General features: G+C 36.5%; 27 protein-coding genes. 8 read left to right on the forward strand and 19 right to left on the reverse strand.

All coding sequences use genetic code 11. The annotated features are described in order from the left end of the window. Nucleotides 1–123: 123 nt before the first annotated feature. The 8 genes from DKG80_RS00770 to DKG80_RS00805 form a co-directional block, all read right to left on the reverse strand. Nucleotides 124–642, reverse strand: coding sequence for a DUF4252 domain-containing protein (locus DKG80_RS00770; RefSeq protein WP_162555600.1), 519 nt, complete (start codon nucleotides 640–642; stop codon nucleotides 124–126). After that, on the reverse strand, nucleotides 629–1,144 hold the full coding sequence (locus tag DKG80_RS00775; protein ID WP_109829378.1) for a hypothetical protein: 516 nt from the start codon (nucleotides 1,142–1,144) through the stop codon (nucleotides 629–631). Before DKG80_RS00775 ends, DKG80_RS00770 begins: the two co-directional genes overlap by 14 nt. After that, on the reverse strand, nucleotides 1,131–1,628 hold the full coding sequence (locus DKG80_RS00780) for an RNA polymerase sigma factor (RefSeq protein ID WP_109829379.1): 498 nt from the start codon (nucleotides 1,626–1,628) through the stop codon (nucleotides 1,131–1,133). Before DKG80_RS00780 ends, DKG80_RS00775 begins: the two co-directional genes overlap by 14 nt. A 40-nt stretch (nucleotides 1,629–1,668) precedes the next feature. Continuing rightward, nucleotides 1,669–2,130 carry a GNAT family N-acetyltransferase gene (locus tag DKG80_RS00785; protein ID WP_185140151.1) on the reverse strand — a complete coding sequence of 154 codons (462 nt, stop codon included), beginning with the start codon at nucleotides 2,128–2,130 and terminating at the stop codon, nucleotides 1,669–1,671. A 207-nt stretch (nucleotides 2,131–2,337) separates the two neighbouring features. Then, the gene (locus DKG80_RS00790) at nucleotides 2,338–2,802 is read right to left on the reverse strand and encodes a DUF4252 domain-containing protein (protein ID WP_109829380.1); all 465 of its coding nucleotides are present in this window, start codon (nucleotides 2,800–2,802) and stop codon (nucleotides 2,338–2,340) included. A 182-nt stretch (nucleotides 2,803–2,984) separates the two neighbouring features. Next, the gene (locus DKG80_RS00795) at nucleotides 2,985–3,461 is read right to left on the reverse strand and encodes a nuclear transport factor 2 family protein (protein WP_221409023.1); all 477 of its coding nucleotides are present in this window, start codon (nucleotides 3,459–3,461) and stop codon (nucleotides 2,985–2,987) included. 4 nt (nucleotides 3,462–3,465) lie between these two features. Then, nucleotides 3,466–4,305, reverse strand: a complete 840-nt coding sequence (locus DKG80_RS00800) for an MBL fold metallo-hydrolase (RefSeq protein ID WP_221409024.1) — start codon at nucleotides 4,303–4,305, stop codon at nucleotides 3,466–3,468. A gap of 126 nt (nucleotides 4,306–4,431) precedes the next feature. After that, on the reverse strand, nucleotides 4,432–5,022 hold the full coding sequence (locus DKG80_RS00805; RefSeq protein WP_221409025.1) for a Crp/Fnr family transcriptional regulator: 591 nt from the start codon (nucleotides 5,020–5,022) through the stop codon (nucleotides 4,432–4,434). Nucleotides 5,023–5,203: 181 nt separating this feature from the next. Between DKG80_RS00805 and DKG80_RS00810 the strand changes: the two genes are divergently transcribed. The 4 genes from DKG80_RS00810 (at nucleotide 5,204) to DKG80_RS00825 (ending at nucleotide 8,233) form a co-directional block, all read left to right on the forward strand. Continuing rightward, nucleotides 5,204–5,995 (forward strand): AraC family transcriptional regulator, encoded by a 792-nt coding sequence (locus DKG80_RS00810; protein WP_109829382.1) that lies wholly within the window; start codon nucleotides 5,204–5,206, stop codon nucleotides 5,993–5,995. An 89-nt stretch (nucleotides 5,996–6,084) separates the two neighbouring features. Further along, a complete protein-coding gene (locus DKG80_RS00815) occupies nucleotides 6,085–6,456 on the forward strand; it encodes a DoxX protein (RefSeq protein WP_162555601.1) in 372 nt (123 codons plus the stop codon). 12 nt (nucleotides 6,457–6,468) lie between these two features. After that, nucleotides 6,469–7,197, forward strand: a complete 729-nt coding sequence (locus DKG80_RS00820; RefSeq protein WP_109829384.1) for a DsbA family protein — start codon at nucleotides 6,469–6,471, stop codon at nucleotides 7,195–7,197. 109 nt (nucleotides 7,198–7,306) lie between these two features. Continuing rightward, nucleotides 7,307–8,233, forward strand: coding sequence for a glutaminase (locus DKG80_RS00825; RefSeq protein ID WP_109829385.1), 927 nt, complete (start codon nucleotides 7,307–7,309; stop codon nucleotides 8,231–8,233). Between the two features lie 39 nt (nucleotides 8,234–8,272). Here DKG80_RS00825 and thiD read toward each other — a convergent pair whose 3' ends face one another. The 5 genes from thiD to DKG80_RS00850 form a co-directional block, all read right to left on the reverse strand. Then, a complete protein-coding gene (thiD, locus tag DKG80_RS00830) occupies nucleotides 8,273–9,079 on the reverse strand; it encodes a bifunctional hydroxymethylpyrimidine kinase/phosphomethylpyrimidine kinase (protein ID WP_185140152.1) in 807 nt (268 codons plus the stop codon). Further along, entirely contained in the window at nucleotides 9,076–9,729 is a 654-nt protein-coding gene (tenA, locus tag DKG80_RS00835; RefSeq protein ID WP_109829387.1) for a thiaminase II, read from the reverse strand. Before tenA ends, thiD begins: the two co-directional genes overlap by 4 nt. A 312-nt stretch (nucleotides 9,730–10,041) precedes the next feature. Beyond that, nucleotides 10,042–10,767, reverse strand: coding sequence for a 2OG-Fe(II) oxygenase (locus tag DKG80_RS00840; protein WP_109829388.1), 726 nt, complete (start codon nucleotides 10,765–10,767; stop codon nucleotides 10,042–10,044). A 252-nt stretch (nucleotides 10,768–11,019) separates the two neighbouring features. Then, nucleotides 11,020–11,943 (reverse strand): hypothetical protein, encoded by a 924-nt coding sequence (locus DKG80_RS00845; RefSeq protein ID WP_109829389.1) that lies wholly within the window; start codon nucleotides 11,941–11,943, stop codon nucleotides 11,020–11,022. A 228-nt stretch (nucleotides 11,944–12,171) separates the two neighbouring features. After that, nucleotides 12,172–14,181: a thioredoxin reductase gene (locus tag DKG80_RS00850; RefSeq protein WP_109829390.1), complete on the reverse strand. Its 2,010-nt coding sequence runs from the start codon at nucleotides 14,179–14,181 to the stop codon at nucleotides 12,172–12,174. Nucleotides 14,182–14,693: 512 nt separating this feature from the next. Here DKG80_RS00850 and DKG80_RS00855 point away from each other — a divergent pair. Together DKG80_RS00855 and DKG80_RS00860 are read left to right on the forward strand one after the other, a co-directional pair. Beyond that, nucleotides 14,694–16,091: a tetratricopeptide repeat protein gene (locus DKG80_RS00855; protein WP_109829391.1), complete on the forward strand. Its 1,398-nt coding sequence runs from the start codon at nucleotides 14,694–14,696 to the stop codon at nucleotides 16,089–16,091. Then, on the forward strand, nucleotides 16,092–17,825 hold the full coding sequence (locus tag DKG80_RS00860; RefSeq protein ID WP_162555602.1) for an OmpL47-type beta-barrel domain-containing protein: 1,734 nt from the start codon (nucleotides 16,092–16,094) through the stop codon (nucleotides 17,823–17,825). 39 nt (nucleotides 17,826–17,864) lie between these two features. On the opposite strand, the gene DKG80_RS00865 is transcribed toward DKG80_RS00860, so the two are convergent. The 6 genes from DKG80_RS00865 to DKG80_RS00885 form a co-directional block, all read right to left on the reverse strand. Beyond that, nucleotides 17,865–18,791, reverse strand: coding sequence for a zinc metalloprotease (locus DKG80_RS00865; RefSeq protein WP_162555603.1), 927 nt, complete (start codon nucleotides 18,789–18,791; stop codon nucleotides 17,865–17,867). A 128-nt stretch (nucleotides 18,792–18,919) separates the two neighbouring features. Beyond that, nucleotides 18,920–19,117, reverse strand: coding sequence for a hypothetical protein (locus DKG80_RS21030; protein WP_221409026.1), 198 nt, complete (start codon nucleotides 19,115–19,117; stop codon nucleotides 18,920–18,922). A 117-nt stretch (nucleotides 19,118–19,234) separates the two neighbouring features. Next, the gene (locus DKG80_RS00870; RefSeq protein ID WP_109829394.1) at nucleotides 19,235–19,708 is read right to left on the reverse strand and encodes a hypothetical protein; all 474 of its coding nucleotides are present in this window, start codon (nucleotides 19,706–19,708) and stop codon (nucleotides 19,235–19,237) included. Nucleotides 19,709–19,900: 192 nt separating this feature from the next. After that, on the reverse strand, nucleotides 19,901–20,410 hold the full coding sequence (locus DKG80_RS00875) for a lipocalin family protein (protein ID WP_109829395.1): 510 nt from the start codon (nucleotides 20,408–20,410) through the stop codon (nucleotides 19,901–19,903). Nucleotides 20,411–20,479: 69 nt separating this feature from the next. Then, on the reverse strand, nucleotides 20,480–20,806 hold the full coding sequence (locus DKG80_RS00880) for a hypothetical protein (RefSeq protein WP_162555605.1): 327 nt from the start codon (nucleotides 20,804–20,806) through the stop codon (nucleotides 20,480–20,482). Nucleotides 20,807–21,189: 383 nt separating this feature from the next. Next, entirely contained in the window at nucleotides 21,190–21,582 is a 393-nt protein-coding gene (locus DKG80_RS00885; protein WP_109829397.1) for an endonuclease domain-containing protein, read from the reverse strand. Nucleotides 21,583–21,759: 177 nt separating this feature from the next. On the opposite strand from DKG80_RS00885, the gene DKG80_RS00890 reads away from it, so the two are divergent. Both DKG80_RS00890 and DKG80_RS00895 read left to right on the forward strand, forming a co-directional pair. Then, nucleotides 21,760–22,332 carry a Crp/Fnr family transcriptional regulator gene (locus DKG80_RS00890; RefSeq protein WP_109829398.1) on the forward strand — a complete coding sequence of 191 codons (573 nt, stop codon included), beginning with the start codon at nucleotides 21,760–21,762 and terminating at the stop codon, nucleotides 22,330–22,332. Nucleotides 22,333–22,403: 71 nt separating this feature from the next. After that, the gene (locus tag DKG80_RS00895; RefSeq protein WP_109830178.1) at nucleotides 22,404–22,832 is read left to right on the forward strand and encodes an SRPBCC domain-containing protein; all 429 of its coding nucleotides are present in this window, start codon (nucleotides 22,404–22,406) and stop codon (nucleotides 22,830–22,832) included. Nucleotides 22,833–22,935: the final 103 nt, after the last annotated feature.

Raw genomic sequence — 22,935 nt, forward strand, 5'->3', positions numbered from 1 at the left:
TGATTGATTTTCAGATTGTAACTAGGTAGGTGTGTTTGAAATTGGTTGCTTAAGTTATTAAGAAAGAAGAAGGAGGTTTTAGAGAGGTTAGGTCGGGGTTAGGTTAGGTTAAACTTTGTTCTCTTACTCCTTCAGTTTTTCGACATTTTCTAGTCCATCGATGTCCATAGTATCGGATAGTTTGGAAATGGCATCGAGGTCGAGGTTGCCATTGATACTGATGAGGAAGTTGTCAGATCCGCCACCTATCATTAGAAAGTCGACAATTTTACCTTGTTCCTTCCTGACCATCATTCGGATATCTTGTCCTTTTTCTTTGACGACCATGAGCTGTTCGTATTCTGATAGAGAAATATCCTTAATGATCTCATCATAGAGATTGATGCTGTTGTTGATTTCTTTGTCCTCTACAGTAAGGATTCTGATGGATTCTAATCCTGAAAGCACATTGGACATATCGTCTTCGTCTTTGTCCTCCGAATCGGAGTTGGAAAATAGTCCAAACATGTACTTGGAAATATAGACGGAGGTAAATCCATCTTTGTCAGAGTATTTATTGAACAATTGGTCTACTGGAGAGTCTTGTGCACTGGCTTGCAATGCAAACAGACAGCTTAATATGAATATCTTAATCGTTTTCACTTTTGATGGTGTTAATTGTTGAATTGATTTTAGAGATTTTTGAACAATGACTCAGAGATTGATCTATGGATGACAGATACTTTAGATTTTGAGAGTTCGATTTCATCGTACTCGAGATTAAAAGTAGAACTTTTTGAGTTTCCAAGTATGCAACTTCTGGATCTTGATAAGTGTCAGCTAATAGGGTAGGGTCTTCTTGAGGATAGAACATAATACCCAGCGCTACTATTAATACTGCTGCTATGGAACTAGCCCATAGATATATTGACTTAAATTTTAGTTTGTTTTCTTTCTCCCATTCTGACTCTATGACTTGATCCATCTCGTCAAAGAGATCATCTGGTACAGGACTGTTTACCTCGGATAGCTGCTGAAAAAGACGTTGATCTACGTTGTCCTCAGAGGAGCTTTGGAAATGTACCTTTAGCACCTCTTCATCTTCATCAGTAGATGTTCCGTTGTAATACCGTTCTAATATTTCGTCTAACTTATCTGAGTCCATAATTATAGATTTTAGTCATTTCCTCTCTTATTTTCTTTCTAGCGATTGACAGGTTTACTCTCACATTGTTGACGGAAAGGTCCAGTGAACTGGCTATTTCATCATAAGTAAACCCTTCTATATCTCTTAGTGTAAAGATCATCTTTTGTTGATCAGGAAGTCGCTCTGTGATCTGCAAAATCAATGAATTTCCTTCTTCATGCTCGTAGTTAGAGTCAGTGATATAGTCTGGAGGTTCGGCGTCTAGTTCTTGGATTCGTTTCTCTTTTCGAAGTTTGTCCAGAGCGGTATTTCTTACTATTCGCAGTATATATCCTGGCAAGTTGTCTACTTTTTCCAGTTTGGCTCTTGCTTCCCAGATCTTGATCAAGCTCTCCTGTACGCAATCTCTAGAAGCTTCGCTGTCAAAAAGAAGCCTATGCGCTAGCCTATACATCTTGTCGCTGAGCGGTAGGACTTCTTTTTTAAATTCAGCTTTGTTCATATTGAGATGGTGTTTTGGAGTCCTTGTTTATTTAAGACTTTTATTGATTCAAATTAAGTTTCATCGAAATAAACGATGTATTAAAACCTGCTTTTTGATAGGCTTTAATAGCAGCTTCATTTTCAGAATAAACTTCTAAGTAGAAATCAAAAACATCACGGTCTTTACTCCAATTCAACAATTCATTGATAATGTTTTTGTTAATGCCTTGTCCTCTGTATTCAGGAATAACATACATAAACCCTAAATAGGAGTGATAAGAGTGTTTAAATGCTTCCACTGATTTTCTAATTTGAGCGTATCCGGTTCCCACTAAACGATTACTTTCTTCTGCTACAATTAAATAAGTATTCTTATCGGAAATAAGTTGTTCTAAATCGTAGTAATGAGTTTTTTCATTTTTAATGGTAGGGTTGAATGGCCTTTCGGCTTCAATAATCTCTTGTTCTAAAACCAGTAGGTTTGAAACATCGCTTAAACTAGCAGCTCTATATTTTATCATTTTCTCTTTCTTGATACTTATAATTAGAAATCTTCAAATTAGCTGGTTGTATTGGGATTTCTTATATGTACAGTCGCTGAATTTTTAATTAACCAATGAAAACTGGTTTATGTGATAAAGTTTACCAGGTAACACTTAGTGTTAGCGGTAGACTTCTTTTTTAAATTCAGTTTTGTTCAGAGATAATGCTTTTAGTGTTTAGCTATTCTAAGATTTTGAAAAAGAAGAGGAAGCTATTTTTACCTCATCCATAGATAGACTTCCTGTGAGCTGAATCAAAGTGTTTTCTTTCCCTCCAGAGACTATAATGGCTTCGGTGATCCGATTCTTTTTTTCTTTGAACAAGATAACAAACTCTTCTCCATCACTTTTGACATCCATGGCTTTCTTGTAGTCTTCTTTGTTCAACTTAGGAATGACCTCTTCGAAGAAGTTTAGCTTTTTGTTGAGAGCTTCGTCGTCTATAGATAGGATTTTGATAGAAGTAAGTTTGGTGTTTTGATTGTCTTCATCATCGATAAAGCTATTGAGGAAGTTGCCGGAGAGGTTGACTACTGTGACTCCTTCTTGGTCAGCATATTTTTTGATCAGTTGATCACATGGTGATGTTTGAGCGAATGTAGTGTATGCTGCAAATAGTGCGATGATTGGTAATAAATGTAAAGGTTTCATTTTGAAAAAGTTTGATTTGAAAAATGATTTATACCCTACTGACGCACAAGTCCTAGATTCATTAAAAGAGAAATGAAAAAAAATTAAGATTTAAATAAAAAAGGTATCTCTGAGTCTTGCTCGAAGATACCTTTATGTTGGTATTCAGTGTGTTACGTACTATCTTGGTAAGAGAAAATTTTTTAGTCTTCGCTCATAGAGTCTACTACTACTTTACTATCCACAAACTGTTCAAAGCTGATAATTTTACTTTGCTCAAGCTTCCACACATGAGCTACTCGAGCTGTAAATGGCTTGTTTGTTTTTTTGAAAATACCAGTGTAGGTTCCATAAGCCACCACTTTATCATCAGAGGCTACGTAGTCTTCGGGAATGAACTTATAGTCTATCCATTCGGAACCTAGTCTACTAAATACATTCTCTGCGATTTGTTCAAATCCAGTATAGGTACCCGCATATGGGAAACCTGCCGCTTCTGTCCATTTGACGTTTTCAGATAAGTGCTTTTGGAGGTTTTTGCCATTCTCCTCTGAGTTTTTACCTTCATAGGTACTCTTTATGATTTCTAGGTTTGTCATTTGAGTTTGGTTTTGAGTACATCCTGCCAATAGCATTATAGCAATCATAGGCAGGATATACTTTTGATTTTTGATAATCATGTTTTTACCACTTCATTTCTCCAGTAGTGACCTTAGCACTGAGCTGTAGGCCTACTTCAAATGTAAGATCTGGGTATTTTGCTTTTATAGCTTTTACAAGGTCTACAGAAGTTTTGTTGGTTTTAAGGGCCTCTTCATAGAACTCTATATATGTCTTGGTGTGATTCACAGAAGTCATGTCAAAAGCGGCTGTGGAAGCAGCATGTGCAGGTACGACGATCTTAGGGTTTAAATCTGAAATCGAATTCAGTATTGAGATCCAATTGTCACGAGATTCTGTGGTTTGAGAATCCGCCATCCAAAGGTTGAATGTATTTCCGAAAACATTTATTCCTCCTATGGCTGCTTTGATCGAAGGTATCCATACAAATGTGCGTGAAGGGTATTCTTCTAGTCCCACTATTTCTAGTTTTTCACCGTCTACTTCGAAAAAGTTATCCTTGATTACTTGAGGTAGAATAGCATTTGACGTTAAAGCATCACCTAATCGACCACCCCATACATCTAGTTTCTTTTGAGCAGTTGCTTTAATATGGTCTATGGTAGCAGGGGTAGCGTAAACAGTAACTTTAGGGAAATATTTTTTGAATACTTCTAGTCCAAAGTAGAAGTCTGGATCTCCATGGCTTATATAAATGTTAGTTAGCTTTTTACCAGATTCTTTGATGCGTGTGGCTACTACTTCTGCATCTGCTAGTGTAAACTGTGCATCGATCAATATTGCTTCAGTTTTGCCAGAAACGATCACGGATGCTACACCAAAACTGTTTTCAGAGGCATTGAATACTTCTAGTTTAAGTTTTCCTGCGTCAATAGTTCTGAAGTCTTGTCCTTGTGCGTTCATGTTCAATAAAGTTAGAATTGTGAGAATGACTGATGAAAAAAAATGTTTCATGTGTTTGAATATTTGTTTTCAGCAAAGGACAGTCAATCGATCATTCAAAATGTTGAACAAGTTCAACAAAGGATCTTACTCTATTTTTTTCTGCATTCTTTTGTTTCTGATTTTACTTACAAACTCGTGAGTGATGCCTAAATAAGCGGCCACCTGTCGGTCAGTTATTTTTTGATTTATTTCAGGGTAAGTGGTGACGAAGTGGTCGTATCGTTCTTGAGCACTGTCGCTGTGATTTCGAATCAGTCTTCTCTGTAGCGAGACAAGTGTCTTTTGTGTCATGATTCGAAATAGCTGCTCAACTTTTGGTAGTTCGGTATAGAGTCTGTCTTTGTTTGTTTTATTGATTAGAAGTATTTCGCTGTCTTCTAATGCTTGAATAGATAAGTGTGCGGGTTTTTGATTGGTGAAACTATCTATATCAGTCACCCACCAGTTTTTTATGGCAAAATACAATACGTTTTCTCTGCCTTCTTTGTCAAGACTGAAAAGTCTAAAACATCCTTTGATGACGAAACCTTCGAATCGGCAGATGTTTCCTTGTTTCAATAAGAAATCCTTCTTTGAGACGGTTTTTTGAGTAAAGTACGAACAAAAGGTATCTAGTTCGGCTTCCGAAAAATCGACGTTCGTCTGGATGTAATTTTTAAGAGGGGTTATTTCCACCGTAAAGGGTATTGGGCTTAATACAAGAAGGCTAGAATCTATTAGAATAGAACTGTATCAAATTTAGTTGTTTTTTGTTGGCTAGAAAACCAAACTTATTCGAGAAGCCAGTAGCATATTGAGTTGGGTTTTTATCATAAAAGTCATTTATTCTTGTAATCTCAGTGTTTGATCTTTCATATTGATACAGTATTTCGAAATAGATAGTAAGGCGTCAGAAGACTTGGTGTCATCACCTTTGGCTCCTCGTAAGAAGGAATATCATGAAATCATGTGGGTGCAGGAAGGTGATGCGGGATTTATCATCGATGGAGATTTTTTCAATGTGAAGGCACCCGCATTCTTTATTTTACCCAAGGATCGGATTCATCAATTTTTACCAAAGGAAGCTATCGTCGGGCAAGTGATTCGTTTTTCGGAGAGTAGTCTAGATGATTTTCCTAGGTTGCTATTTAGTAAGTTTAGCTATATGTCGGAGGTCAAGATCGATGAAAATATAGCTGCTTATTTTGGGCAGTTGTTTAGTTTATTTAAGACTGAGTATGTTCTAGAAGATGATAGATCTAGTGTAATTATTCATTTACTAAAAACGATCATCTATAAACTTGATGATGTCAAGCGACTTCAGTTTCCGCAGGGAGGAGATTACGGTCAGTCAATAGATTTGTTTGATAGGTTTCAATTGTTGATGGATGAGCATATCAAACATAATAGGTCAGTTAGTTTTTATGCTGATTTACTCAATATCACACCGAGGAAGCTAGGAGAGGTGATTAAATCTCTGTTTCAAACTACTACAGAGAATATTATTTCACAGAGGCTACTGATAGAGGCTAAAAGGCAATTGTCTTATTCGGATCAAAGCGTGATGGAAGTGGCCTATAGTCTCAATTTTCAAGATAATTCTTACTTTACCAAGTTTTTTAAGAAGCTTACTAATATTACGCCTAAGCAGTTCAGACAACAGCAGTGATTGTAAAATAGTACCATTTTTGTGCGGAATAGCACCAAGAACTACTAGCTGTGATGATCAATTTTGCTCTATCATTAAATCAACAGAAGATGAAGAGTTTAAAGAATATTTTAACGATTGTATTAGGAGTATTATTTGTAGTTTTTGGTCTAAACGGATTTTTACATTTCATGCCTATGCCAGAGGTAGGACCAGAGGCAGGTGCTTTTCTAGGTGCGATTGGTAGTACTGGGGTTTTGTTTCCATTGATTTCTATTGTTGAAGTAGCTGTAGGAGTTATGCTAGTGACTCGTAAATTTGTACCATTTGCACTTGTATTAATATTTCCAATTTTATTTGGGGCAACTATTTTTCATGCTACACTGGATATGGGCGGAATTTTACCTGCACTTGTTTTTTGGATCTTAAACATTGTTTTGTTGGTGCTAAATAGATCTAGCTATAAGGCTCTATTTGCATAACTATCCAATATCATGTCTTTGATGTGGAATAAGTTTAAAGAAGTGTTAGTTGTGACAGTATTGTCAGCAACAGCACTTTCTTGTATTGGTCAATCAGACAATAGCAGAGTTATAAAACGAGAGAAAATGAAAGTCATATACATCATGGATCCACAGTGTGGATGGTGCTACGGAAATAGTAGTAACATCAAGTCTCTATACCAAGAGTATGGAGATAAGTTGGAATTCGAGTTATTAGTGGGAGGAATGTGGCTTGGACCAAATGCTCCTAAAGGAGGAGAGGGACTTAGTGGTTTTCTACAAACTCATGCTCCTAGAATGTCTCAGACTACGGGAGCACAGGTTGGTCAGGCCTATTATGATTTGGCGAAAGATCCATCATACACCTTTAGCAGTCTTGAACCTTCAGCGGCTATAGTAGCAGTCAGACAAATAGCTCCGGATAAGCTTTTTGAGTTTGTTGGTTTGGTTCAGAAAGCATTGATACTGGATGGTAAGAGGCTTGATAAACAGGAAACATACCAGCAGATTGTTGAACAACTTTCAATTGACTATTCTACTTTTCAAAAAGTGTGGATGACTGAGTCTAATGTTCAAGAAACTATTCAAGAGTTTAAAAGAGCAGGTTCAATGGCTTCTGGGTTTCCAACTTTGTTAGTCGAGACAGCGGTCGGAACACATCCTCTTGCAGCTGGATATTTCGATTTGAATCAAATGAAATCTAAGTTGGATTCTTTGTAGCAGTTATTTGACGGTATAAAACATGTGTAACCTTTTCATAGGTGTCTTGAATAAGTAGTTCCTTTTTAAAGGGTAATCTGGATTTAAAATCTAAATTCGAGTTTTACTAATGAATAGGGTAGTGAATTATCAACAATGCATCAAAGAGTCTTATCAATATGTCAAAAATTTACCATCAAAAGGAGCTTTAGCTGACTATATCCCTGAGCTTGCTAGAGTAGATGATTCGAAGTTTGGGGCCTACATGACTAACCTTGATGGTGAGGATTTTGGAATAGGTGACGACTTGGAAAAGTTTTCTATTCAAAGTATCTCTAAGGTGTTGACTTTGACAATGGCCTATCAAAAATTAGGTGAGAAAATATGGGAAAGAGTAGATGTAGAGCCGTCTGGGGCAAAGTTTGATTCACTCATTTTATTGGATACTAATAAAGGAATTCCTAGAAATCCGTTTATTAATTCTGGGGCTATCGTAGTGTGCGATATACTTGTTTCTCAGCTTGGTGATCCTAAGAAGGAGTTTTTACAGTTTGTAAGGGATTTGGCAGACTTACCCGAGTTAGAATATTCAAAAGAAATAGCCTCCTCTGAAAAGTCATGTGGTTATAGAAATGTGGCTCTGTGTAACTATATCAAGTCTTTTGGTAACATAGAAAATGATCCGTCAGAGGTATTGGATTTCTACTTTTTGGCTTGTTCGCTGATGATGACTTGCCAAGAGTTATCGCAATGTTTTGGTTTTTTGGCTAATAGAGGAAGAAGGATAGCTGATGGTAAGAAGATAGTGTCTTCAAGTCAGTCCAAGCGCCTCAATGCTTTAATGATGACTTGTGGCTTTTATGATGAGTCTGGCGAGTTCGCGTTTGGAGTGGGACTTCCAGGCAAAAGTGGAGTAGGAGGAGGAATAGTAGCAGTATATCCTAAGAACTACACCTTCGCAGTTTGGAGCCCCAAGCTAAATCTTAAAGGTAATTCCTACCTGGGAATGAAATTCTTGGAAGACTTCACCACAAGGTCGGAATTGACCATATTTTGATTGACTAGAAATTAGAGTAAAAGGGGCTAAGCAAAGGAATTATTCCAAACCAAAATGGTTTATTGGACCATTTCCTTTACCTAATATTTTGTCTTTGCCATCATTGATCGCTTGGTTAATATACTGACAACCTTTTCTTACTGCATTTTCTAAACTATCTCCTTGACTAAGGAAAGTTGCTATGCTCGATGATAAACTACAACCAGTGCCATGCGTATTTTTCGTGTCTATTCTAGGGTTTTGGAATAAGTAAGTTCTATCACTTTTGTATTCGAATAACACATCAAACATTTGTTCCGTAGATTCATCCAAATGACCTCCTTTTAAAAGGACTGATGTTTTAAATGCTGTTCCGATTTCCTTAGCTGTTGATTCGGCATTGTTATTATCAACCGAGTGTCCAATTAATATTTCAGCTTCTTTACTGTTGGGAGTAACCAGTGAAGCTTGTGGTAAGATATGTTTTAAGCAATTTATGGCATTGTCTGTGATTAAGTTGTCACCAGAAGTGGCAACCATTACTGGATCAATGACAATGTTGGGTGCTTTGTATTCTTTAAGTTTTGAAGATATCGTTTTAATGACTTCGCATGAATGTAGCATACCAATTTTGACTGCGTCAAAGTGGATGTCACTGAAAACAGCATCTAGTTGTTTCTCTATATGATCTATTGGGATAGCATGTATGTCTGTTACGCCTTGAGTATTTTGGGCTGTAGTGGCAGTGATGACACTAGCAGCATATCCACCACATGCAGATATACTTTTTATGTCTGCTTGGATTCCCGCGCATCCACCTGAATCACTTCCAGCAATCGTTAGGACACTTTTGTAAGGTGTTTTCATATTTTCCAAGCTTCTTTAATGTATGCACTGTCCCAAAACATCCATTCTAATTTGGATGCCTTTTCAAAAGCTTCATTCATTTTGTCAATAGTCTCAGGTGAAGCACTAGCTGCAAATTTGTTAGTAATGTCAATCGCACTTTGAACTGAGTTTGCAAACTCTTCACCTCCGTAAGTGTCGATCCAGTCTTGGTAAGGATTGTTTTCTTTGTTGCTTTGGTTTTCAAGAATGTAGTCCCCCACTTGTTTGTAAATCGTAAAACAAGGTAGTACAGCTGCTAGACCTTCTTCAAGAGGTTTGGTATGGGCCATTCGAGAAAGGTAACTGATGTATAACTCACAGGTGATTGAAGCTTCATCTGTGGTTATTTCTTCTTTTAAAAAGTGTTGGTGCAAGGCATTTTCTACATTGATTATTCCAGTCGCTGAATCTAGAAAAAATTGAATGTCATTATCATCAGAACACTTGATGCCGATTTGCGCTAAGACTTTTTTGTATTCAGCTAAGTAAATCGTGTCTTGATTGATGTAGAAATTGAATACTTCTTTCGGAAGCGTTCCTGCCATCAATTCTTTAATGAAGACATGCTCTTTTATTTGTTTTAAAATGGGTTCCGTTTTTACGCTTACTTCTTCGTACCAGCTAGACATATTATTTGTATTGATTGGGTTCACTATAGTTGGTAAAACAACTGGTTTTCAACTACTCATTGTTTCTCTTGGATAAGAAGACTCAAATAGAAAGTGAAAGCCATTTGTCTATATTGCTATGATCATTTTTTTTCGAAAATAGCTATAACGAAATAGAAACCAACAATGCAATCTATTGGTATCTTGTTTTTAGTCTTTACAACGACTAAGCGTAGTCAGTTAGCCAAAGAAGAACTGAATAGATTTTTCTATGTCAAGGATTTCTCCTAAGTACCAAGTATTTTAAAGGGGGGGCTTGAATACTTTTTTGAATCAATTAATAAGAGTATAAGACACGTAGTCGCGAAAATTATTGGGTTTATTTTTTACTGCTTTACTTATTGGTCTAAGTTTCTCTACTCGATTCTTATGAAAAGAATATGCGTAAGAAGTGATACTGTTTTTGCAAGTGTATTTAGGGAAACGGATTGGGTCATGTCCATGTAGTGTAAATGATCTAGACTGTTGGATCACTAATCTATTGAAAGGTACTGGAATCTTTTTACTCTCTTCTGTTCTAAAATCTTCGATGATTAAGTGACCACCATATTCTTCCTCCCAGTCTTTATTGAGATAAAAAAATAAGTTAAGATTTCGAAACCATTCTGGGTGTTTGGGGTGATAGTTAAAGTCTAAATTCATGTCCAAGCAGCTACCTGCTTTTGTTTGACTCAGACCACCGCCATGATAAGTTGGATCTATGAATACTGATTCATTAGACACAAAGCTCAAAAATTCCTGAAATCTATCCGAATTGAGTTCTTTGTAAAACAACTGATATATCTCTGAATTGATTTCACAGTGTTTTTTTTCAAATTTATCTCTAGAAAATACGTTATTTCTACTTCTAAGGTAGTCTTTAGGAAGCTGGTTGAAAAGAGCTTCAGCATCATCTTGTCTACAGAAATCATCAATCACCAAATAAGGAAATGGTTTTGCTAGGAGGAATTCTTCGCGAAATATTTCTTTATTCTTTTCGAGCTGGTTGAAATCTATCATGATAGTCAAATTAAGAAATTAGATGTAAGATTTTACTACGGGGATCACTGAATTAAACAACTGAGTGAAGCGCTTAGTTATATAGTAAAGAGTTGAAATTTATGTTAATTAGATGCCTAGAAAGCCAATATTGGGTATTTCTAGTAGCTATTCAATATCAGACAAAAATTGTAGTTGTGAATAGGATACATGTTCAACGGGAATATTTAGTTTGATCGATAGCTCACAACTGATCTGTTGACTTAGTTTATGCTAAGTAGCTGTTTTTTTATATGTTGATACTGTAATATATGCAGCTTTAGTAAATGGATTTTTACCAGCAGCTCCAATATAATTTAAAGTGATCTGGTGACGATATTCTTTGACATCTTCTACCCAGATTTCGCCTTCTGACAGCGTAATATTGTTTTTGAGTAAATGTGGGCTGGAACTAGAATTTTCTATGTCTTTTAGATTAATAGTTATTGAGTTCTTATCAAGGGATTTTACACCTATTCTGAGCCTATCATTAAACTCAATGTAGTAACCTTTTTTAACCCATTTAGTCTCTGGCGTACCTATGAGTATGTAATCTATTTCTTTACTTACTATTACTGTAGGAGTAGTTGCTTTCTGCAAAGAATCAATGTTACTTCCAAGGTTTATGATCTCTGTCTCGGGAGCAATAGTCTGTTCTTCATTTTTAAGATCATCAATACTCTTTTCTGGTTCAATTATTTGTTTTGATTCATCTTCATCTCTTTTTTCCTCAAAGTCTCTTATTTGCTGAGCGCTCAACTTACCCTTTATGAGATTTATTTCTTTTGACTCTTGAGTTTTTGCTTTACTGGCTTCTTCCCGAATTTTTAGAGCTTTTTTACGAACTATTTTTTCTTGAATTTCTTTTTTGATTTCGGGAGTAGTGACAAAAGTGAGAATATATTCTAGATATTTTATTTCACTATTCACTACTTCTTCTCCGATATCAGATGTGACTACTTCTAAGAATCGAGCATCCGCTTCGAGTCTTTTGATTTTGAGTTCTGTAGTTTGGGTTTCGTGATTTATTTCAAGCTCTGTACTTTGGATTTTTTCGTTAATGAAAATTCCCGTGAAGCCTAATCCAATAGTTCCAATGAGCCACTTGAATAGTTCGAAAAGTTGATTAGATAATTTTGAGTCTTTGTTTTCTGACATGAGATCTGGTTAATTGAAATTAAGTATTGCACTTAATGCTTGTTAGTGAGAGCGAAAGTAATTGATAAGATTTATACCACAAAACTGTATTTGATAAGGTTATTTTAATTCGCGGACAGAGCAATAAAATTGACATGTTATCTCCCTAAAATGAAAGTCCCTGACTCAGGCTATGTTAAACACTGAATCAGAGACCTAGGAGGTTTATATTATTTAGTCGCCCTTAGTTTACATAGTAGCTACAGTTTCCTTTGAAGCGCTTTTCTTCTCTCTATCTTTTGCAAAGAGATCTCTACATGTAGATAGATATTTAGCTAGGAATGCGTCGTACTGTGTTTTATACTTCAGGTCGTTGAACATTAGTCTACTCCATCCAAATTTTCTACCCAGTACTGTTACCAACAAAGTCAAAGACAGAGCTGATAAAGGAGCAATGAAACTTGGGAAAGCAATAGTGCCAGCTATTCCTAGAAGTAGAATCAAATTTTGATAGCCATGAAGAGGTATTGCACGTGATTGAATCATACCCACAAATGGATTTAATAACTGTACTGCTATCAACGGTACTTTAGCATACCAAGGTATTGGTAGTAGGCTAAAAAGTAATACGCAGTTGAGCTGAATCAATAAGTAATTGGATATGTATTGTTTGATCAGTTTAAATCCATTGTGTTCTTTCCATACTTTTTGGAACATCTCTTCCATACCTTCTACCTTATATCGACCAGACCTTCTATAGGTGTAGGCAATATTAGGAGCGATAAAGAATTGTAGTACATCTTTGATAGATCGACAGTCTGACAACTTAGGATTGATACCTATAACCTGAGCAACGTCTTCTGTGAAAAATCCTGCATGAACTAAGTGGTCTTTAGGTCTAACGTCTTTCGTAGTGTAGTATGCTCTGTTATATTTTTCTATCCTTTCCTCTAGGTTGTCGAATATCTGAGAGTGAAAGTCTTCTTCAGTGACCAACTTGTGTGTCAGTAGACATTGCATCTCAGCAAGGTTAACTAGTCCACCTGTAGTAGGACGCGTATATCCTATTTCGTATACATTGTTAAGCTCTCGTGGTACTACACCTAGATAAGTATTTCTGTGTTCGTAGTTATAAAGCGCTTCTTCTCCGTTTTCGTCAATGTAAGTGATAGGAGGTAAGTTCGGTCTTTCATTGTCTCCCTCGATCAGGAAGTCATATTTGATAGTTTCACCATTGCTGGTAAATGTTTTATTAGCCTCATCTATAGTAGTATCTGCCTTGCCCCATAGTTTCACCATTCCTTTTTCTACGAATAGTGCTATGTCATTGAGTCGATAGCCTCTCTCTATGTTTTGTTTTAGGTCTTTGCCTCCGAAAAGCTTTTCATACGCATCTACAGGCCAGTATTTTACAGTGATGAATCCATTGGCAAATCCACTTTTTTCTTTTCTCTCAAAGTCGCGCATAAACATACCTATACGATCACTGAGTGGATACTTGATGGTAAAATTGCTTCCGAAAAACAGCTTGCCGATGAATCGAGGAAATATCCCAGCTTTCAGTGCACCTAATCCAGTCAATAAGTTTTCATATAGGAAAGTGGAGATTTTTCTAATGTTGTGAAACTCTAGTTGCTCCAAGGTATATGAGACACCGTTATAAAAGCATAACTTATCTAGACAAACAAAACCATTTGTAATCAGATGGATATTGCAGTTTCTTGGGATCAGTTTTGAAACCATGAGGTTAGCTGAATCTCCAAAAACATTGAAAGCAACCGTTTTACCTTCAGCCGCATCATAGTCAAATTTATTTAGAGACTTATGTATCAACCTCTTAAAAGCAGTAGCGAAAATCAGATGCTTAGTTTTATAAGCTCTTCCGGCCTCTGTGTATACTAGAGAGTGATCTTTAAAATTCTTCACTTCAGAGACAAAGTCTTTAATGACATCTGACTTGTAATCCTTGAAGTGCTTTCTCTGAAAATCCAAGAATTCTTGAGAGGTAGGGTAACGGTCTTTAATGCTTTGATCAGTTAGTTCGAAAGAATACATGCTTGTATGTACACTACTTACTAAATCAAAATCTAATCGATCTTCATTTTCGAATCTCTCCCAGACAGAATTGCCATCAGATATGATGGTGTATTTTTTTCCATCATTTCTTAATTCTCTCAATAGAGGGATGATTGTTAGGCCAAAACCGACGATCAGTATCTCGGTCTCCTCGTGTTTTTTTGATGTTGAGTTCAAAGTCACAGTACTTGTTTTAAAATGTAAAAAAAAGTTTATCACGATAGCAGATGTATTGGATGAACTGCTATTGATCCATGGATACTTTTTCTCAAAAAAATACTGCTGTTAGAATTAATTAGCTAGTGACATAGTCCTAGACATGAACACACAATAAACGTCTTCATTGTGATTGGTAATCAACTCGCCACCTTAATTCATTTCGATAATTTAAGTAAAAAAATACTGGGACGAAAAAGATAAGCTCCTAAATGAAGGGTGATTCATTAAGATTCTTTTAGAAAAGTATGCATCATACTTTTCTTAGTTCAGTTGAAGTTGTTATTCTGGAATTTTCCTATGAGGGCATTTCTTTTTATAAGTATTTTTTTCAGCCCTTAATGAGTTGTATGCTATTTGTTTTCGCGTCTTTTTGACGAATAATATTACTGGTTTGTCGATTAATTGAATTTATTCTACTTTTCTAGTATGAAATTGCTTGCTTAAGATCGGTAAATTAGAAATACCCTTTTGGCTTCATGACATACTCAACTATCTTAAAACAAGCTATTCTTATTATAGTCGTATTGGCTGTAGCAATTTACTCGGCAAATGCGCAAGAGCACCCACTCTCCAAACACGATTCTGCTCTGGTAGTGTCTTATACCCAGGCTTATGAATTGGAGCTCCAAAACAACGTAAATTTCAAAGAAGCTTCTAGATACTTGAATGAAATTGCCTTTATCTACTGGGAGCATAATCAATATGAAAAGGCTATTGAATATTATAAGGAGTCTGTTGAATTGAATGAGAAAATCGAGAATGAGAATGGAATCGCCATGATTCATAATAATCTAGGTATGCTGCATGCGGATATTATGGATTATGAAAAGTCTTATGAGTACTTCATGTTGACCTTGGCAGCTCGTCGATCCAAAAATGAAAAAATAGGCATGATATCGGCCATGATCAATTTATCTGTGGTCTTGAATAATCTAAAGAGGTACGATGAGTCTATTGATTTTCTACAGCAGTCTCTCAAGCTAGCGCGTGAGATGGGGGATGTACATCAAATGAAAAGTTGCTATGGTATGCTGTCGGAGACCTATGAGAAAGCGGGAAATGTCGATCAGTCCATTTACTATTTTAATTTGTACAAGACCTTTACCCAAATGATCCAAAATGAACAGATCAATCAAGTCATGGAGGATTATTCTGAAGAGAAACTTATCAAACAACGGCTGGAAATAGAGAATAATGAAAATCGACAGAAGTTAGTAGAGAAGCAAGCAGAATTAAATTTGATAGAGACTAAAAAGAATCAATTTGAACAAGAGCTAAACTCCTACGATAGTATCACTAGATCTTTATATGCAGATCTTGGACAGAAAGAACTTCAACTTGAATTGCTCACTAAACAATCGCAAATAGAGCAGCTTAAAGCTCAACAGCAGATTAATCAGCAAAAAGCAGAGAAAGAAGAGGAAAAAAGGAAGCTTCATTATGCATTGATTTTTACACTGATTGTTTTAATCATCTTGTTCTTCCTTGTCAGAAGTAAAAGGAGAACCAAAAAATGGGCAATCTCAACGGCCGAAAAAAATAAGGTAATCGAACGCCAAGGAAATGAGTTGAAAGACTTGAATGCAAACCTTCAGGTGCTGGTAGAGCAACGTACGAAGAAGCTCAAACTTGCCAATGAAAAGCTTAGTGAATTTATTTTTTCGAATAGCCATATTATTAGGAGACCAGTAGCTAACATCAAGGGGATTGTCAATTTATTGAATCAAAATGGTGTTGATGAAAAAAATGCGCAGCTCATAGAAATGTTGGACGCAAGCAACAATGAACTAGACGAGGCACTTACTCTCTTCAATGAAAGCCTTACACTTAGCGAATCTACTCTGGATGAAACTAACCATGATACTGATAGTTGAATGAAGATATTAACCACACTCGTATCCCTAGCGTTTTTAGTTCAGATGGCGTACTCGCAGTCTGATACACTTCAGTCACCAGCTTATACTGGTGAGGATGGTAAAATATATTGGAATAAAAATGCTCCCATTTATCTGCGGATAGCAAGTACACCAGATGAGAAAGGAGTCTTGTTGAAAAGCGAAGATCAGTCTCAGTATTCTAATCCTATTTATTTAGACACGGAAGGGGTCAATTATATCAGAACTAGAAATGCTGTAAACAATCAAACCAAGGAAGTAGTCTTGCCACACCAAGAAGTAGCTTTGCCTATTTATGCTGATGGTACTGCACCTATTTCAAAAGCCACCTTTCAAAATGCGATTAGATATACCAACAATGGAATAGAGTATTTGGGGAAAGGAATCAGGATAGCCCTATCAGGAGCTGATAATCAATCTGGGCTGAAAGAGATTTATTACGCCAAAGGGCAAAATGATTTTGAGCTTTATACAGATACTATTGACTTTGTAGATGCTTCTGGTTCATCGTCGTTAAAGTTTTTTGCGGTGGATAATGTTGGAAATAAAGAGAAGGAGAATCAGGTTAACTTGGTATTAGACTATGCTCCACCAAAAACAACTCTAAGTTATTTAGGACCACAAATAAATAACACTTTCACTTTTAAATCTAAATTCAAGTTTGAAGCTACGGATAGTTTATCAGGTGTATCTTCTATTTTTTACAAGTTCGATAGTGGCGATTATCAAATCTATACTAGGAATATCGAGATAGATCAATTGAGTGATGGGTATCATCAGATCACTTACTACTCTGTAGATAATGTGAACAATAGAGAAGAAGAAATTAGCTACGAGTTTTATTTAGACATTTCTTCACCTATAACCTCTGCTGTTATACTAGGAGATAGATTTATTGTCGAGGATAAGATTTACTTCTCAGGGAGGAGTAAACTTAAATTGACTGCAGTAGACAATAGAGCAGGAGTGAAGGAGATTAAGTATAGTATCAACGAAAAGGATTTTGTGGATTACACTAAACCGTTTTATCTCCCTAGTCGATCAGGAATACATAAGATTCGATACTATTCTGTAGATAATTTTAATAATAAAACAAACAGTCGGAACAGTACAAATGGATTTCAAGAGTTTAAGCATATAGCTACTAAAGTCTATGTAGACCTTACTGGACCGGATTTGAGTTTTGACTACGAGGGTCCAGCACTGGTTGCAAGAGATACTTTGTTTGTTTCCTCAGATACTAAGATCATTTTGAAGGCTACAGATTCTGAATCTGGAATGCGAAAGATAACCTACAACTTAGGTGAATCTGCGGTAGAGTATGATTACAAAGATCCATTCCAGTTCAAAGAAAGTGGGTATCGTTCTGTAGACTATTATGGATATGACAATGTCAATAATAGAAATGTATCTCATCTAAACATCTTTGTCGATAGTACAGGGCCTCATCTGATATCCTCTTTTAGTAGGAAATTTGATGAAGGTAATAGCGACCGCTATCTTTTCCATTCTAGTGTCAAGGTGTATTTAGCAGCTCAAGACGATCATACAGGACTTCAGGATATATCTTATTCTCTAAACGGAGGAGCTGAGGTGTACAACTCCGCAATCATATCATTAAAGAAGAATGGCGTTTATAAAATAAAAGTTACGGGTAGTGATTTACTAGGAAACGAAACCGAAAAGGAAATAGAGGTTGAAATAAACAAGTAAACTATTATACTCTTCGAGGATTTCTTGAAAGGGAAATTACTAATTGTTATTCAGTGTATTCAGGTATAATTGTCTTCTGGACCCACCATCGTTAAAGATTGACCTGATACGCTCTCGTTGACCTTTGGTAAACATAATCATTGATTCATCATAGACTCTATCCATGAAGTTCATAAACATGTCGTTGCTGCCACATGAGCTCTGAGGGTACGTTGGATTACCGGTATACTGGGATAACTGAACGGGGGTGTCATCCACCATATCACCTTCTTCGCAGTCTCCATCTTTACCATATATGTGTAACAGACTTAGCCAATGTCCTATTTCATGAGTCGCCGTTCTGCCGTAGTTGAGGTTGGGTGCTATTGGAGGGAGTGTCCCAAATGCTCTTGGGTCTATAACCACTCCATCTATCCTAGGGTCACAATCAGGGAATTGGGCATACCCAGCCAATACAAGATTTCCATGACGGTCGCTAAGATCGGCTATCCAGATGTTCAAATACTGATCACGAGGCCATGCATCTTGACCACCTTGATTGGTATTGTACAATTTGAGGTCTTCGAAGGAAGTCTCATCAGCTATTGTTTTACCATCCCATCCAGTTACTTCGCTTGAAGTTCTAACGATACCCGAAGTCAAGTTCCCTTCTGGATCTTTTTCCGCCAGATGAAATTCTATTCCCACATCAGCTACTAGGTCGATAAACTCAGATGGCGCATTGGTATGATCTGGGTTTTGTCTTCTATAATCTTGGTTGAGAACTTCGATTTGTGATTTGATCTTCTCGTCACTGATTTCAAAAGGGGCAGGAGAATAATTAACTACATGCACCACTATCGGAATCCTGATTATCTCGTTACTGGGAATTTCTGCAGGTATTTTTGTAGGCTTGACCTCAGTATCCTTGGAACATGAAGAAAGGAGTATTGCTAAAACTAGCATTGCAATTTCAGACCTAATCATGGGGTAATCTACTTTAGAACTAATCAAATTGAATACAAGGATAGTTAAGCAATATTGAGTAACGTTTTCTCTTCCTTTCGAAATACTAGTAATGTCCTTGAGCAAAAACAATATTACTAATCGACAACTCAAAGGTCATGTTCTTTAGAGAAATTTAAGGCTAAAAACATTTCTACTCCGGCACAAGGGGTCGGCTTAGGAGTCTTTTCACATTGGAAACCAATACTTGAAATGTACTCTCCAGAGAGTAGGTTGTCAATAGGAGCTTGAGCATTGATACTCAAAAATGAACTTATAAGAATTATAAAAAGTATGTGTCTGTTCACGGTAGTTCTTCAATATTCCAGTCAAATCTATCACTATACTATTGATATCTGGATCAAGCTGTCACAACTCTTCCAATTATTTGAAGACACATTAAGTAAAGCTCGACCGAACTAGATTCAAAATACATCTGTAGTAAACCCAACTTCTTTACCTACTTTTTGAATGAACTTTTTGGCGGCTCTTGTATTGCCGTGAATAGTATAGATCGTACGACCATTGGTGTCATGTAGCTTCAATACTTGAAACATACCGAAGTATTTGGGTTTCGTCATATCCTCCCATGAATAGCTTTTACTATTTCTCCCATGAGTGACAGTAAAACCATTTTCATGATAAGTAACTCTTGCGGACTTATACCTTGATACCAATATGCCTACATATGAACTATATCCTGCGAAAAAAATAATAACAGGAATACCTCCAATAGATACAAAGCCTTCTGATATTACAACAATAGCAGCCCACAGACAACATAGGAGAGTGATACAACAAAGTATCATCACAACGAAATAAGTAAGTATTTGAATTATTAGTGGGTTGGGTATAGTTACCTTGTTTTTGAAGGAATTCCTTTCAGTATCTCTATTCATTGTGATTAATTACTTCTAATGCTCATAACGTTGAGTTACTTGATTTGGTACAAGCAATAGATATTCAAGATACAATCTACAAAAACTGTCGATTCCCATCACCTACATGTTTTTACTAATAGAAAAGAATCTACCTAACCTACCTCGTTACTATTGAGAGATAGAATAGTAAAAAGTAAATAAAAAGGAGGGCTACCAGTGAAATTCCCTGTCTTTGATAGGTAAATGTTCTGGAACATAAATGTCCGTAATTAGAGTAGACTTGTTGGAGAACTGTTCATGTTCAAACTGGACAGTAAGCTGTTCCTCTGATAGCCTTAGTATTTTGAAATACTTATGTTCTTCCTCAATATTCATAATGGAAGGCAATCGTTTGCTAGTCCATTTAATATAGAAGTACCCTTTCTGATCTTTGATGAACTTCCAGTCGGCATATATAGTCTCACCACAGTCTCTGTGATCACCAGAGTTATCATGCATGGTCATGTCAGACTTATAAGTCTCCCTATGCGAAAGGAAGCAATCTCCCATATTTATTCGGGTTTTATTATTGAATCTACGGGCAAGTTTCCAAGTTTTCGATGAGTCACCTGTTAGAAGAAATTTAGCATTTGTGGGAAGTTTAAATGTTCCTAACTCAGTCTTTGAACAAGCCAATTGAAAAAGGGATACTGCTAGTAGAAGGATTAGATTTCTTTTCATTGATAGAATGGTTTTCTACTGAACTAATACAATTATATGTGGATACTGGGCTCGTTAATTTACTCATATTTAATTCTTTATGAAAGTAAAAAAGCATCCTGTTAATGAGGGGGACACCTCATGGTTGATGAATTGTAACGTCTGGTTGGTCACCTGTAATGCTTGGTTGATGAAATGTAACGTCTGGTTGATCACATGTAACCCTTGGTTGATGAATTGTAACGTCTGGTTGGTCATAAGTAATGTCTGGTTGATGAAATGTAATGTCTGGTTGATCGCATGTAACCCTTGGTTGATGAATTGTAACGTCTGGTTGATCACATGTAATGCTTGGTTGATGAGATGTAACGTCTGGTTGATCACATGTAACCCTTGGTTGATGAAATGTAACAACACTGTTTTTGATCATCTGAAAACAAAGGGTAGGCCTAGAACCATAATTCTTAGAAGTGAAAAGTAGAGGAGCTGATACTAATCAAGCTCCTCTGGTGGTCCAAAGTATATGATCTTTTAGTTTTGTCATGAGTAAATCTTGCATTTACTCATGATAGATTATTGATTCAGAATGTAGTTTCGGGTCTATTGTACATTCTAGGAATTCGTATGGCAATTGCTTGAATAGTTCAAGCTATGAGACTTAACGATTCATAGTTTTTCTTAGTCAACTGCAGGTATCTATATGGGGATATGGACAGGAATATAAACACACCGCTAGAACCTATCTGAGTGTATGAGATAGACCTAATAGTAGACTAAAATACAGTAAACTATTGCTTGAGTCACTGAGACTGTATCCTGATCTTTTCTTCTTCGAAGCCAATAATGTAGTTTTCTATGACTTTCAATACGAACTCCATACTGGTCTTGACATCGGTGTCATCGAACTTGAGGATCTCATATCGGGTCAGTTCAAGCTTTCTCTGACGGGTTTGGTCATCAGCGTCCGTCTTGGATTCTGCATCCGAACCTCCTTCTATTTCAATGATTAGCTTCAGCTCGTGTGAGTAAAAATCTACTATGTAACCTTTGAGTGGTTTTTGATAGTGGAATGGATAGCCCATCATTTTTTTACCGCTTAGCTCCTGCCATAGTAATTCTCTGGAAGAAGTGGCATTGAGAGAAAGGCCTTGGGGGATTTGTTCTACGTCTTTGTTGTAGGATTTGGTATTCATTGGTTTGGGTAGTTTGGTTTATAATTAAAGTTAGGTGATTTATTCCAATATTGAGATTGGATATTGAAAAAACGTTGTGAACTATGGTGTATCTGACAACTTTTTTCTATTCACATAACTTTTAGGTGTGTTTCCTACAAATTGTATCTTCGTATGCTACCCTGAAATCGATATGTCATGAATCAGAATTTATATGAATACCTGAGTTTGTGTTTTCCTTTAACACCCAATGAGCTCAAAGAGGTAGGTTCACTGTTCCGTCTGGAATCGTATAGTAAAGGAGATTTTTTCTTGAAGCAGGGGCAGTATTGTAAAGCTCTCAATTTTGTACAGCGTGGGTATATGAGGTTTTATGCTTTGAAAGAAGGCAAGGAAGTCACACAATGGATATCTCCTAGCGGTTATTTTGTGACAGATCTCAATAGCCTTCTTTTTGGAGAGCCTTCAAGGTGGAATATTCAAGCCTTAGAAGATACGGAGATGTATAGTATCAGTAAGTCGGATTATGAATCATTGGGGGAGAAAATCCCTAATTGGTCCAAAGCCGAGAAGAGCTTTATAGGAAGGTGTTTTGTGACTTTAGAGAACCGCGTACATGATCTGATATCACTAAGTGCAGAGGAGAGGTATCATAAGTTGATCGGACAAAATCATAATTTACTTAATGAGGTGCCTCTTCAATATGTCGCTTCTATGCTGGGTATGTCTCCAGAAACACTAAGTAGAATTAGAGCTAAGATGCTTTCTTGACATTTGTCAAGCGATGTTCTATTTCCCCACTTTTTATTTGTCATTGATTCTGAACATTCAAATAATTAATGATGGCAAAAAAAGAAATACATACCTCTATTCAAATTTTTGCACCTATAGAACGTGTATGGCAGGTATTAACAGACTTTGAGAATTATAAGTCATGGAATCCGTTTATTGAGTCAATAGAGGGGAATGTTGAATTAGGAAAGACGATTCGAGTTCGAGCAGGAGGAATGAATTTTAGTCCCATAGTGTTGGACTTTGATGCTAATGATCAATTGAAGTGGAGAGGAAAGCTTGTCGCTGATGTGCTGTTTAGCGGAGAGCATTATTTCAGAGTGGAAAAAGTAAATGATGCAGAAACTACTTTCCTGCATGGAGAGTACTTTCAGGGGATATTGGTGTCGATTCTTAGTGGCAAACTAGAGGATACTCGATTGGGCTTTGAAAGTATGAATCAAGCGCTGAAAGAGGAGTGTGAAAGAAAAGGGATTTGATTTTGCCTTTTTGGTTTGTATCGGCTGTAAGCGATAGTCATACAAAAAAAGAGTCTGCTGTAGGTACGGCAGACTCTTTGATTGAATAGCTAATTGAAAAAAC

It is taken from the genome of Reichenbachiella versicolor (assembly GCF_003171675.1).
In the GTDB taxonomy this organism is placed as follows: domain Bacteria; phylum Bacteroidota; class Bacteroidia; order Cytophagales; family Cyclobacteriaceae; genus Reichenbachiella; species Reichenbachiella versicolor.

Bases quoted from the DNA above. Each gene is read 5' to 3' on its own strand.
- DKG80_RS00785 (WP_185140151.1), bottom strand. From the start codon at position 2,130: ATGATAAAATATAGAGCTGCTAGTTTAAGCGATGTTTCAAACCTACTG.
- DKG80_RS00870 (WP_109829394.1), bottom strand. From the start codon at position 19,708: ATGAATAGAGATACTGAAAGGAATTCCTTCAAAAACAAGGTAACTATA.
- DKG80_RS00780 (WP_109829379.1), bottom strand. From the start codon at position 1,628: ATGAACAAAGCTGAATTTAAAAAAGAAGTCCTACCGCTCAGCGACAAG.
- DKG80_RS00855 (WP_109829391.1), top strand. From the start codon at position 14,694: ATGACATACTCAACTATCTTAAAACAAGCTATTCTTATTATAGTCGTA.
- tenA (WP_109829387.1), bottom strand. From the start codon at position 9,729: ATGTCTAGCTGGTACGAAGAAGTAAGCGTAAAAACGGAACCCATTTTA.
- thiD (WP_185140152.1), bottom strand. From the start codon at position 9,079: ATGAAAACACCTTACAAAAGTGTCCTAACGATTGCTGGAAGTGATTCA.
- DKG80_RS00875 (WP_109829395.1), bottom strand. From the start codon at position 20,410: ATGAAAAGAAATCTAATCCTTCTACTAGCAGTATCCCTTTTTCAATTG.
- DKG80_RS00840 (WP_109829388.1), bottom strand. From the start codon at position 10,767: ATGATAGATTTCAACCAGCTCGAAAAGAATAAAGAAATATTTCGCGAA.
- DKG80_RS00825 (WP_109829385.1), top strand. From the start codon at position 7,307: ATGAATAGGGTAGTGAATTATCAACAATGCATCAAAGAGTCTTATCAA.
- DKG80_RS00820 (WP_109829384.1), top strand. From the start codon at position 6,469: ATGTCTTTGATGTGGAATAAGTTTAAAGAAGTGTTAGTTGTGACAGTA.
- DKG80_RS00790 (WP_109829380.1), bottom strand. From the start codon at position 2,802: ATGAAACCTTTACATTTATTACCAATCATCGCACTATTTGCAGCATAC.
- DKG80_RS00775 (WP_109829378.1), bottom strand. From the start codon at position 1,144: ATGGACTCAGATAAGTTAGACGAAATATTAGAACGGTATTACAACGGA.
- DKG80_RS00845 (WP_109829389.1), bottom strand. From the start codon at position 11,943: ATGTCAGAAAACAAAGACTCAAAATTATCTAATCAACTTTTCGAACTA.
- DKG80_RS00800 (WP_221409024.1), bottom strand. From the start codon at position 4,305: ATGAACGCACAAGGACAAGACTTCAGAACTATTGACGCAGGAAAACTT.
- DKG80_RS00815 (WP_162555601.1), top strand. From the start codon at position 6,085: ATGAAGAGTTTAAAGAATATTTTAACGATTGTATTAGGAGTATTATTT.
- DKG80_RS00860 (WP_162555602.1), top strand. From the start codon at position 16,092: ATGAAGATATTAACCACACTCGTATCCCTAGCGTTTTTAGTTCAGATG.
- DKG80_RS00885 (WP_109829397.1), bottom strand. From the start codon at position 21,582: ATGAATACCAAATCCTACAACAAAGACGTAGAACAAATCCCCCAAGGC.
- DKG80_RS00895 (WP_109830178.1), top strand. From the start codon at position 22,404: ATGGCAAAAAAAGAAATACATACCTCTATTCAAATTTTTGCACCTATA.
- DKG80_RS00890 (WP_109829398.1), top strand. From the start codon at position 21,760: ATGAATCAGAATTTATATGAATACCTGAGTTTGTGTTTTCCTTTAACA.
- DKG80_RS00865 (WP_162555603.1), bottom strand. From the start codon at position 18,791: ATGATTAGGTCTGAAATTGCAATGCTAGTTTTAGCAATACTCCTTTCT.
- DKG80_RS00795 (WP_221409023.1), bottom strand. From the start codon at position 3,461: ATGATTATCAAAAATCAAAAGTATATCCTGCCTATGATTGCTATAATG.